This window comes from Pseudomonas sp. GM74, assembly GCF_000282455.1.
GTDB lineage: Bacteria > Pseudomonadota > Gammaproteobacteria > Pseudomonadales > Pseudomonadaceae > Aquipseudomonas.
In genome coordinates this window covers 1-9,391 of the sequence record NZ_AKJG01000068.1, presented here as the reverse complement: position 1 = coordinate 9,391, position 9,391 = coordinate 1, and the positions used below count along the sequence as shown (strand labels likewise).

General features: G+C 61.9%; 10 protein-coding genes. 8 read left to right on the top strand and 2 right to left on the bottom strand.

All coding sequences use genetic code 11. The features are described 5' to 3' along the window. Positions 1–220: DUF6124 family protein (locus PMI34_RS12915; RefSeq protein WP_008050409.1), on the bottom strand; the 220-nt coding region annotated here is incomplete at its 3' end. Positions 221–691: 471 nt separating this feature from the next. Here PMI34_RS12915 and PMI34_RS12920 point away from each other — a divergent pair. The 7 genes from PMI34_RS12920 to PMI34_RS12950 all read left to right on the top strand — a co-directional run bounded on the left by PMI34_RS12920 (position 692) and on the right by PMI34_RS12950 (position 7,791). Continuing rightward, positions 692–928 carry an antitoxin Xre/MbcA/ParS toxin-binding domain-containing protein gene (locus PMI34_RS12920; protein ID WP_008050408.1) on the top strand — a complete coding sequence of 79 codons (237 nt, stop codon included), beginning with the start codon at positions 692–694 and terminating at the stop codon, positions 926–928. A gap of 193 nt (positions 929–1,121) precedes the next feature. After that, positions 1,122–2,237, top strand: a complete 1,116-nt coding sequence (locus tag PMI34_RS12925) for an ABC transporter ATP-binding protein (RefSeq protein WP_008050407.1) — start codon at positions 1,122–1,124, stop codon at positions 2,235–2,237. A gap of 39 nt (positions 2,238–2,276) precedes the next feature. Beyond that, complete coding sequence (locus tag PMI34_RS12930) at positions 2,277–3,419, top strand: ABC transporter substrate-binding protein (RefSeq protein WP_008050406.1); 1,143 nt, start codon at positions 2,277–2,279, stop codon at positions 3,417–3,419. 31 nt (positions 3,420–3,450) lie between these two features. Next, entirely contained in the window at positions 3,451–4,368 is a 918-nt protein-coding gene (locus PMI34_RS12935; RefSeq protein ID WP_008050405.1) for an ABC transporter permease, read from the top strand. A 1-nt stretch (position 4,369) separates the two neighbouring features. Continuing rightward, positions 4,370–5,197 (top strand): ABC transporter permease, encoded by an 828-nt coding sequence (locus PMI34_RS12940; protein WP_008050404.1) that lies wholly within the window; start codon positions 4,370–4,372, stop codon positions 5,195–5,197. After that, complete coding sequence (locus tag PMI34_RS12945; RefSeq protein WP_008050403.1) at positions 5,190–6,662, top strand: aldehyde dehydrogenase family protein; 1,473 nt, start codon at positions 5,190–5,192, stop codon at positions 6,660–6,662. The genes PMI34_RS12940 and PMI34_RS12945 overlap by 8 nt, the downstream gene beginning before the upstream one ends. Positions 6,663–7,023: 361 nt before the next feature. Further along, positions 7,024–7,791: a metallophosphoesterase gene (locus PMI34_RS12950; RefSeq protein WP_008050402.1), complete on the top strand. Its 768-nt coding sequence runs from the start codon at positions 7,024–7,026 to the stop codon at positions 7,789–7,791. Between the two features lie 13 nt (positions 7,792–7,804). Here PMI34_RS12950 and PMI34_RS12955 read toward each other — a convergent pair whose 3' ends face one another. Further along, a complete protein-coding gene (locus PMI34_RS12955; RefSeq protein ID WP_008050401.1) occupies positions 7,805–8,005 on the bottom strand; it encodes a YbdD/YjiX family protein in 201 nt (66 codons plus the stop codon). Positions 8,006–8,204: 199 nt separating this feature from the next. Between PMI34_RS12955 and ahr the strand changes: the two genes are divergently transcribed. Further along, on the top strand, positions 8,205–9,236 hold the full coding sequence (ahr, locus tag PMI34_RS12960) for an NADPH-dependent aldehyde reductase Ahr (RefSeq protein ID WP_008050400.1): 1,032 nt from the start codon (positions 8,205–8,207) through the stop codon (positions 9,234–9,236). The last annotated feature ends 155 nt before the right edge of the window (positions 9,237–9,391 follow it).

Genomic DNA, 9,391 nt, shown 5'->3' with positions numbered 1-9,391 from the left:
CATTGGCCGACGCCAGCGACTCGCAGGCGTGCACCAGCAAGGTTTCAGTATTGAGTTCGGGATTGACGATGAACATCGTGCTGGGTTTGTGATGGGTGGCCATGATGTGGGGGCCTGGGTTGAGGGCGCGCTCGGCGGCTTCGTGGAGCTTGCTTGAATCGAGGCTTTCGTACGGGGATGCCGGATCGGTATCCGGCGGGTTGGGTGTGACTTTGAACATAGTGAAACTCCTAGTTAGAAAGAGGAGCCTTCACCTCGCTACCAAACGAGGGGGTGGCGACCATACGCGGGTTGGTAGACCGGTTACTAGGACCCGGCGCTCCCGAAGGAGCCCTGCGCATGGCCACCATAAATCAGACGCCTGAAAAGGCCTGTCGACGGCAAAACCAATACGCCTAGTTACCGGGCTACCAAACCCGATCACTGTTTTTCAGTGACCGGCAAACGATAAGACCCGCCCCCAAGGCGCACAAGCCGGCGGATTCTGGCGTACCTGTAGGCAATGACGCAAGCCGTTGTAGCTTGCGGGAAGTAACGCTGACAGCGCTTAAACACCACGCTCCAGCATAGGGTTTACACGCCCTACAGGCGTTGAAAATATCAGGGAAATGCAGGAAACATCCGACGCCATTTTAAGGTTGGTCATCGGAAGTTCGAAGGTTAACTTTGCAGCCCCAGGCAAGTACATGCGATGGCGAAGGAGATCAAATCGGTGCGTCTAAACCAGCAGAAAAATACAGTCCGATATGCGCGGACCTTGAAACACGCCATTAACGTGTTTGGCAATCAGCAATTGGCTAAGGACTGGCTAAAGAGACCTTGCAAGTATCTGGAAGGCAACATCCCGCTGGAACTGATCAGCAACTCGCCTGGATACCAGAAGGTTGAAAATTATCTGACCCGGATTGAACTCGGGGTTTATCAATGATCGTTACGTCATACGTCTACTGAAAAACTTGTAGCTTGTAGCTTGTAGCTTGTAGCTTGTAGCTTGTAGCTTGTAGCTTGTAGCTTGTAGCTTGCCGCTGCTCCTATCCCCCAAGGGATATATACACCGCAAAACCCCCATTGCTAGTTTGGCCCCCGACGCACTGATTCATCACTGCAAGGGAGCCCGCCTCGTGAACAACACCCCGCCAAGCGATATCGAATTCTGCAATGTGGTCAAACGCTATGGTGAGGTGCAGGCCGTCAGCGGTCTGGATTTCGCGGTGCGCCGTGGCTCGTTTCATTCCTTTCTCGGTGGTTCGGGCTGTGGCAAGACCACCACCCTGCGCATGATCGCCGGCTTCGAGCAGCCCACCAGCGGCGAGGTCCGTCTGGCCGGTAAAAGCGTGGCCGGGGTGCCGGCGTTCGAGCGGCCGGTGAACATGGTGTTCCAGCATTACGCGCTGTTCCCGCACCTGACCGTGGCGCAGAACATTGCCTACGGCCTGCGTTATCGCAATCCGCGCCCGGACAAAAAGCAGCAAATGCGCATGGCCGATGAGGCGCTGGAGATGGTACGCCTGAGCGGCTTCGGCCAGCGCAAGCCGAGTGAACTGTCCGGCGGTCAGCAACAGCGTGTCGCCCTCGCCCGCGCCTTGGTCAACAAGCCGACGGTGTTGCTGCTCGACGAGCCGCTGGCGGCGCTGGACCGCAAGCTGCGCAAGGAGATGCAGTCGGAACTGCTGCGCCTGCAACGCGAGGTCGGCATCACCTTCGTGCTGGTCACCCACGACCAGGAAGAAGCCCTGTCGATGAGCGACAGCATCAGCGTGATGCACAACGGATCGATCATCCAGACCGCCACTCCGGAACAACTCTACGAAGCCCCGGCCAGTCGCTACGTGGCTGACTTTATCGGCGAGTCCAACCTGTTCGACGGCACCGTGCGCCAGCTCAACGGCAACTCGGTGGTGCTGCGTACCGAGCAGGGCCTGGAGCTGACCAGCCCACTGACGCCCACCGGCAAAGGCCTGAGCGCCAATGCAGCCGGCTGCATCGCCGTGCGCCCGGAGTTGATCAGCATCGCCAGCGCCAACGCCGAGATGGCCCGGGAGGTGAAGCTGCAAGGCTGTGTCGAAGACCGCATCTACCTGGGTAACTCAACCGAATACCGCGTGCGCACCCAGGCCTTCGGCGTGGTCTGCGTGCGGGTGCCGCGCCAGCAGGACCACGGTGCCAATACATTCGAACACGGCGCGCCAGTGCGCGTCGGCTGGGATCACGCCAATGGGTTGGCCATGGCGTTGTAAATCATCGATTCGTTTCATCAACCGGATGTGGAGCGTGCTATGGACCAGAAGACTTTTATAAAAACCCTGCGCAGCTGGCAGAACGGCTCGATCAGCCGCCGCGAGTTCCTTGGCCGCACGGGCCTGGGGATCGCCGCCGCCGTGGTCGCCACCAACATGCCCGGCCTGCTGACTTCCACCGCCGAGGCCGCCGAGCAAGGCAAACTGGGTGATCGCCTGGCGCTGGCGACCTGGCCGAACTACCACAGCCAGGAAAACCTCGACGCCTTCGGCAAGACCACCGGCGCCCGGGTGTCGATGAGTGTTTTCGGCTCCAACGAAGAAATGCTCGCCAAATTGCAGGCCGGCGGCAGCGGCTGGGACGTATTGGTGCCAACCAACTACACCATCAGCACCTACGTCGGGCTGGGGCTGATCGAGCCCCTGGACTTGTCGCGCATTCCCAACTTCGACGCCTCGGCGTTCCAGCAGAAGTTCATGGCCCAGGGCACGGTGGACGGCAAGGTCTACGCAGTGCCGAAAAACTGGGGCACCACCGGCATGCTCTACGACGCCGGCAAGCTGAAAAACGGCCCCGGCAGCTGGAAGGAATTCTGGGCCGCCGCCCAAGGCCCCGCCAGTGGCCGGACGATCGTCCACGACTACCAGTTGACCGCCATCGGCAATGCCCTCAAAAGCTTCGGCTACAGCTTCAATTCCCTGGACCCGAAAGAACTGGCCGACGCGGAAAAACTGCTGATCGAGGTCAAGCCGCACCTGTTCGCGATCAACTCCGACATCCAGCCGTCGATGCGCAGCGGCGATGCCTGGCTGGCGATGTCCTGGACCGGCGACGCCTCGCAACTGCACCGCGACAACGCGCAAATGCAGTTCGAACTGGGCAAGGAAGGTGGTGAGCTGTGGAGCGACTTCTTCGCGATTCCCAAAAGCTCGGAGCACAAGGATGCCGCCTACGCCTTCATCAACTACTTGCTCGACCCGCAGCACAACAAGCTCGAAGTGCTGAGCCACGGCTACCCGAGCGGCGACAAGCGTGTCGACGCACTGCTGCCGGTGGTGATGCTCGACGATCCGATCATGTACCCGGCCGCCGAGGCCCTGAGCCCGCTGGAGTTCGGTGCCGCCGCGACGCTGACCAGCCCGGCCCGCGCCGAACTGATGGCGCGTTTCAAGTCCGCCTGATCGCCTGACCATGGCCAATGAGGAGTCATCCATGAATGCCGCCGCCCACCCGCAAACGGTGCAGCCGGGCCATGCCCTGTCGGTCGAGGTTCGCCAACGGCGCAGCCTCGGCCGGCGCATCACCCTGCTGATGCTCTTGCCTTCGACCCTGTGGTTCTTGCTGCTGTTGTTGATGCCGCTGGTGATCATCCTGGTCTTCAGTTTCGGCGAGCGCAGCGCCGTGGGCGGTTACGCCGGTGGCTTCACCCTGGCCAACTACCTGAACCTCGGTTCTCGCGGCGCGGCGCTCAGCAACACGCTGATGCTCGCGCCGCTGGGCACTTTGGTGTGCCTGGTGGCGGCCTATCCGCTGGCGTACTTCCTCGCGGTCAAGGTCAGCCGGAACCGCTCGCTGTTGCTGACCCTGGTGATCGTGCCGTTCTGGACCAGTTTCCTGATCCGCACCTACGCGTGGATTTTCATCCTCAGCGGCAAGGGCATTCCGGCGCTGCTGGCCAGCCTGGGTCTTGAGGATGTGCGGCTGATCAACACGCCGTGGGCGGTGCTGATCGGCATCGTCTACGGCTACCTGCCGCTGATGGTGTTCCCGATCTACGTCAGCCTGGAAAAACTCGACAAACGCCTGCTCGAAGCCTCGGCGGACCTGGGCGCCAGTGCCTTCGAAAGCTTTCGCCGGATCACCCTGCCGCTGTCCGCGCCGGGGATCATCACCGGGGTGATGCTGGTGTTCATCCTGCTGATGGGCGAGTTCCTGATCCCGGCCATTCTCGGCGGCGGCAAGGTGTTCTTTGTCGGCAACGCGCTGGTCGACCTGTTCCTGCAATCGCGCAACTGGCCGTTCGGCAGTGCGCTGGCCATGACGTTGGTGGCGATGATGCTGCTGATCATCGGCGTGTACTTGAAACTGGTGGCGCGCTATGGCGGCCGCCCTGCCGACGGAGGCCTGTGACATGTGGCTGCGCAGCTATTCGACCTCGCTGTACCTGTTCCTCTACGCGCCGATTGCCTTGATCGTACTGTTCAGCTTCAACGCCGGGCGCAGTGGTCTGGCCTTCCAGTGCTGCTCGGTGCAATGGTTCGGCACCGCGTTCGGCAACCCGTTCATCATGGAGGCCCTGGGCAACAGCGCGCTGATCGCGTTCAGTTCGGCGGTGATTGCCACGCTGTTCGGCACCCTCGCAGTGTTCGGCCTGCAACGTACCGGGCCCAAGGTGCGAATGCTGTTCGATGCGCTGACCTATTGCGCAATCATCGTGCCCGGCATCGTCATCGGCATCTCGACGCTGATTGCCTTCATCAGCCTGTTCGACCTGATCAACCCGCTGCTGGCGAACTGGCTGCCGACGGTGCCGAAGTTGAACATGGGTTTCTTTACGGTGATCGCCGCGCATTCGCTGTTCACCATGGCCCTGGTGATGGTGATCGTGCGCAGCCGCGTCGACTCCCTGGACAACGCCTTGCTGGAAGCCTCGGCGGACCTGTACGCGCCACCGATGGACACCTTCTGGCGGGTGACCCTGCCGCAGATCAGCCCGGCGATCATGGCCGGGTTCCTGCTGGCGTTCACCTTCAGCTTCGACGATTTCATCATCGCCTTCTTCGTCGCCGGGTCAGAAACGACGCTGCCGATCTACATCTTTTCTTCCATTCGTCGCGGCGTGACGCCGGAGATCAACGCGATTTCCACGGTGATCATCTGCGTGTCGCTGGCCCTGCTGTTCACTTCCCGCCATCTGCAAAACCGCCGCACCGGCGTCCAGGAGTCGCACCATGCGTGATCAGCTCTACATCAACGGCGAATGGGTCAGTCCGGACCTGGGCGGCTATCTGGACGTGATCGACCCGGCCACCGAACAGGTCTTCCACCGGGTCGCGGCCGGCACCGAAGAAGACGTCGACCATGCCGTGCGTGCAGCCCGGCGGGCCTTCGACAACGGTTGGGGTCAGACCAGCGGAGCTGAACGTGCGCAGTGGCTGGAGGCATTGGCTGCCGAGCTTGAAAATGGCCAGCAAGCGCTGGCGGAACTGGAAGTACGCGACAACGGCAAACCGCTGCCCGAAGCACAGTGGGACATCGGCGATGCCATTGCCTGCTTCCGTTACTACGCCGGTCTGGCCCGCGATCTGGACCGGCAACAGGACCAGCCGCTGGCCTTGCCGGACGAGCGTTTCCGCTGCCGCATCCGCCACGAGCCGATTGGCGTGGCCGGACAGATCATTCCCTGGAACTACCCGCTGCTGATGGCCGCGTGGAAGGTGGCGCCAGCCTTGGCCGCCGGAGCCACGGTGGTGTTGAAACCGTCCGAGCTGACGCCGCTGACCGCCCTGGAACTGGCCGCCGCCGCCGATCGTATCGGCCTGCCAGCCGGGGTGTTGAACCTGGTCACCGGCCTCGGCGCCGACGCCGGCAGCCCACTCACCGAGCATCCGGGCGTAGACAAACTGGCCTTCACCGGCAGCGTGCCCACCGGGGCGAAAATCATGTCGGCGGCAGCGCGGGACATCAAGAACATCAGCCTGGAACTGGGTGGCAAGTCGGCCTTCATCGTGTTCGATGACGCCGATGTCGACGCCGCCGTGGAGTGGATTCTGTTCGGGATCTTCTGGAACCAGGGCCAGGTGTGCAGCGCCACGTCACGCCTGCTGGTGCAGGAAAGCATCGCCCCGCGCCTGATCGAACGTCTGGTGGAGGAAACCCGCAAGATCAGCATTGGCCCGGGCATGCAGCCCGGTGTACTGATCGGGCCGCTGGTCAGCCAGGGCCAGTACGACAAGGTACTCGGTTTCATCGACCAGGGCTTGGCCAGTGGCGCCCGTTTGCTCACCGGCGGACGGCGACCGGCGCACTTGCGCGAAGGTTACTTCGTCGAGCCGGCGATTTTCGACGAGCCAGGCCACAGCAGCATTCTATGGCGCGAAGAAGTGTTCGGCCCGGTGCTGTGCATCAAGCGTTTCAAGACCGAAGAACAAGCGGTGCAAATGGCCAACGCCAGCCGCTTCGGCCTGGCCGCCGCCGTGATGAGCGCTGATTTGCAACGCACCGCCCGGGTCTCCAACCAGCTACGCGCCGGGATCGTCTGGGTCAACTGCTCGCAACCGACCTTCGTCGAAGCACCCTGGGGCGGGATGAAACACAGCGGCATCGGCCGGGAACTGGGGCAATGGGGGTTGCACAATTATCTTGAGGTCAAGCAGGTGACCGAGTACGTCAGCGACCAGCCGTGGGGGTGGTATTTGAAGTAAACCAGTCAACTGTGGGAGCGGGCTTGCTCGCGAAGGCGGTGGTTCAGCCAATATCTCTATTGGATTTGCCGGACTCTTCGCGGGCAAGCCCGCTCCCACAGGGATTTTGGCCAGCCGTGGGATTGGCGTTCACTGAAGATCAAAACTGTGGGAGCGGGCTTGCCCGCGAAGGCGGTAGTTCAGTCAATATCTCTATTGGATTTGCCGGACTCTTCGCGGGCAAGCCCGCTCCCACAGGGATTGTGGCCGGTCGCAAGGTTGGTATTCACTGAAGATCAAACTGTGGGAGCAGGCTTGTGACAACGGGTTAACAACAGGTAATTTGAACGGCCAGCCCTCCAAGACACGCCGGAGTTGATCCATGCGCATCGCCTTGCTGTCCGACATGCACCTGTCCGTCAACGCGGTCCCTTTTCCCGCCGTGGAGGCCGATATTGTCGTGCTCGCCGGGGACATCGCACGCCCCGCCAAGGCCATCGAGTGGGCCAGTGCGTGCCCGGTTCCGCTGCTGTACGTGGCGGGTAATCACGAGTTCTATGGCAGTGACCTGGTCTCCACCTACGAACAGTTGAACAGCCTGGCGCAAGGCACGCAGATCCACGTTCTGGAACGTTCGGAGTACGTCCACGACGGCGTGCGTTTTCTCGGTTGCACCTTGTGGTCAGACTATCGTCTGCTCCACAGCCCTGAGGATCGAGCGCTGGGTATCAACCTGGCGACTCAACTGATCCGCGACTTCAGCCACATCAAAATCGCCCCCGACTTTCCAGACCTGTTCACGCCGGCCATTTCCCAGCTGGTGTTTCTGCAGACGGTCGCCTGGCTGGAAGACTGCTTCGCCCGCGACAGCAGCACACCCACGGTGGTGGTCTCCCATTTCGCCCCGACACGATCGAGCATCGGCCCGAGCTTTGCCGGTTCGCCGGTCAACTCAAGCTTTGTCTCGGACCTCGAAGCGCGGATCAAAGACTGGCAGCCGGCACTGTGGCTGCATGGGCACACCCATGGCAGCTTCGATTATCGGGTGGGCAACACCCGCGTGGTCTGCAACCCTCGGGGCTATGCCAAGAACGGCATCAATGAAAATCCCGATTTCGATGATGCCTTCGTGATTGATCTGGATTTCTGAGGTAACTCCCGGGTCAGCAGCACCGCGTATTGCACTTGCCCCGGCCAAAACGTGCTTCCTGGCGTTCACGGAAAAACGTCTCATAACTCATGACAGGTTCGCCCGGACGGTTGCGGGCCATTTGTGCCACGTAGTTGTCGTACTCGGGAACGCCGACCATCAATCGGGCGCTCTGGCTGAACAATCTGGCGACCTGCTGCAGTTTGCGGAACATGGCGGATCTCTCTGTGGGCGTGGGACCTGGCCCATGAAACCGCATTCATGTATCGGCATTGTGTCCAGATCGGGCGCCTTTGTATTTTCAAGTATCCAGGCTCGCGCCCGATGGACCGCCGGCAACCCGCTACACTTTCCTCGCTCCGCCGCGGCACCCGAGCGGCCAAGACCCCTGACTTCTGATCTGGAGGTATCCCATGAGCGACAGCAGCGAACTCACCACCTTTACCGGCTGGGCCGCCACGACCGCGGGCGCGCCACTGGAACGCTACAGCTACGATCCCGGTCCGTTGGGCAACGATGAGGTGGAAGTCGCCGTGGAATATTGCGGCGTCTGCCACTCCGATCAGTCGCTGATTGACGACGACTGGGGTATCAGCCGCTACCCGTTCATTCCCGGCCATGAGGTGGTCGGCCGTATCGTGCGGATGGGCGCCCAGGTGCGCGGCCTGGAACCGGGGCAACGGGTGGGCATCGGCTGGTACAAGGGCAGTTGCATGCATTGCACGTCCTGTATCGAAGGCTCGCATAACCTGTGCAGCACGGTGCAACCGACCATCATCGGCAGCAACGGCGGCTTTGCCGACCGCGTCCGCTCGCACTGGGCCTGGGCCCTGCCGATCCCGGCCGGGCTCGACCCGGCGATGGCCGGGCCGCTGTTCTGTGCCGGCTCGACCGTGTTCAACCCGCTGGTGGAATTCGGCATCAAGCCCACTGACCGGGTCGGCGTGGTGGGCATCGGCGGCCTTGGTCACCTGGCGCTGCGCTTTCTCAACGCCTGGGGCTGCGAAGTCACGGCGTTCACCTCATCGCTGAGCAAGCAGGACGAAGCCAGGCGCCTGGGCGCACACAAGGTGGTCGCCTCGACCGACTCTGATGCGCTCAACGCCATTGCCGGCACTCTGGATTTTCTCCTGGTCACCGCCAACGCCAACCTCGACTGGACCGCCATGCTCGCCACCCTGCGCGGCAAGGGGCGCCTGCACTTTGTCGGCGTCGTGCCCGACGCCATTCCGGTCCACGTGTTCAACCTGATTCCCCAGCAAAAAACCCTGTCCGCCTCACCGGTCGGTTCACCCGCCAATACCGCGGCCATGCTGGAATTCTGCGCCCGCCACCAGATCCTGCCGCAGGTCGAGATGTTTCCCATGAGCCGGATCAACGACGCCATCGATCACTTGCGCAGCGGCAAGGCGCGCTACCGCGTGGTGCTGGACGCCAGCCAGTGACAGGCGACCAACGAAGAAAAAGAGCCGCTTATTCAAGCGGCTAATGCCGATCAGTTATGCCACAACGCAATCTGTAGCAGCTGGCGTAGCCTGCGTCCGGCTGCGCAGCAGTCGTAAATCCGGCTTGCACGATCTCTCTGACGTACCGCGAACTC

What these genes read in the sequence shown, in the direction of transcription:
- ahr (WP_008050400.1), top strand. Translation starts at nt 8,205, where the DNA reads ATGAGCGACAGCAGCGAACTCACCACCTTTACCGGCTGGGCCGCCACG.
- PMI34_RS12950 (WP_008050402.1), top strand. Translation starts at nt 7,024, where the DNA reads ATGCGCATCGCCTTGCTGTCCGACATGCACCTGTCCGTCAACGCGGTC.
- PMI34_RS12955 (WP_008050401.1), bottom strand. Translation starts at nt 8,005, where the DNA reads ATGTTCCGCAAACTGCAGCAGGTCGCCAGATTGTTCAGCCAGAGCGCC.
- PMI34_RS12945 (WP_008050403.1), top strand. Translation starts at nt 5,190, where the DNA reads ATGCGTGATCAGCTCTACATCAACGGCGAATGGGTCAGTCCGGACCTG.
- PMI34_RS12935 (WP_008050405.1), top strand. Translation starts at nt 3,451, where the DNA reads ATGAATGCCGCCGCCCACCCGCAAACGGTGCAGCCGGGCCATGCCCTG.
- PMI34_RS12930 (WP_008050406.1), top strand. Translation starts at nt 2,277, where the DNA reads ATGGACCAGAAGACTTTTATAAAAACCCTGCGCAGCTGGCAGAACGGC.
- PMI34_RS12920 (WP_008050408.1), top strand. Translation starts at nt 692, where the DNA reads ATGGCGAAGGAGATCAAATCGGTGCGTCTAAACCAGCAGAAAAATACA.
- PMI34_RS12940 (WP_008050404.1), top strand. Translation starts at nt 4,370, where the DNA reads ATGTGGCTGCGCAGCTATTCGACCTCGCTGTACCTGTTCCTCTACGCG.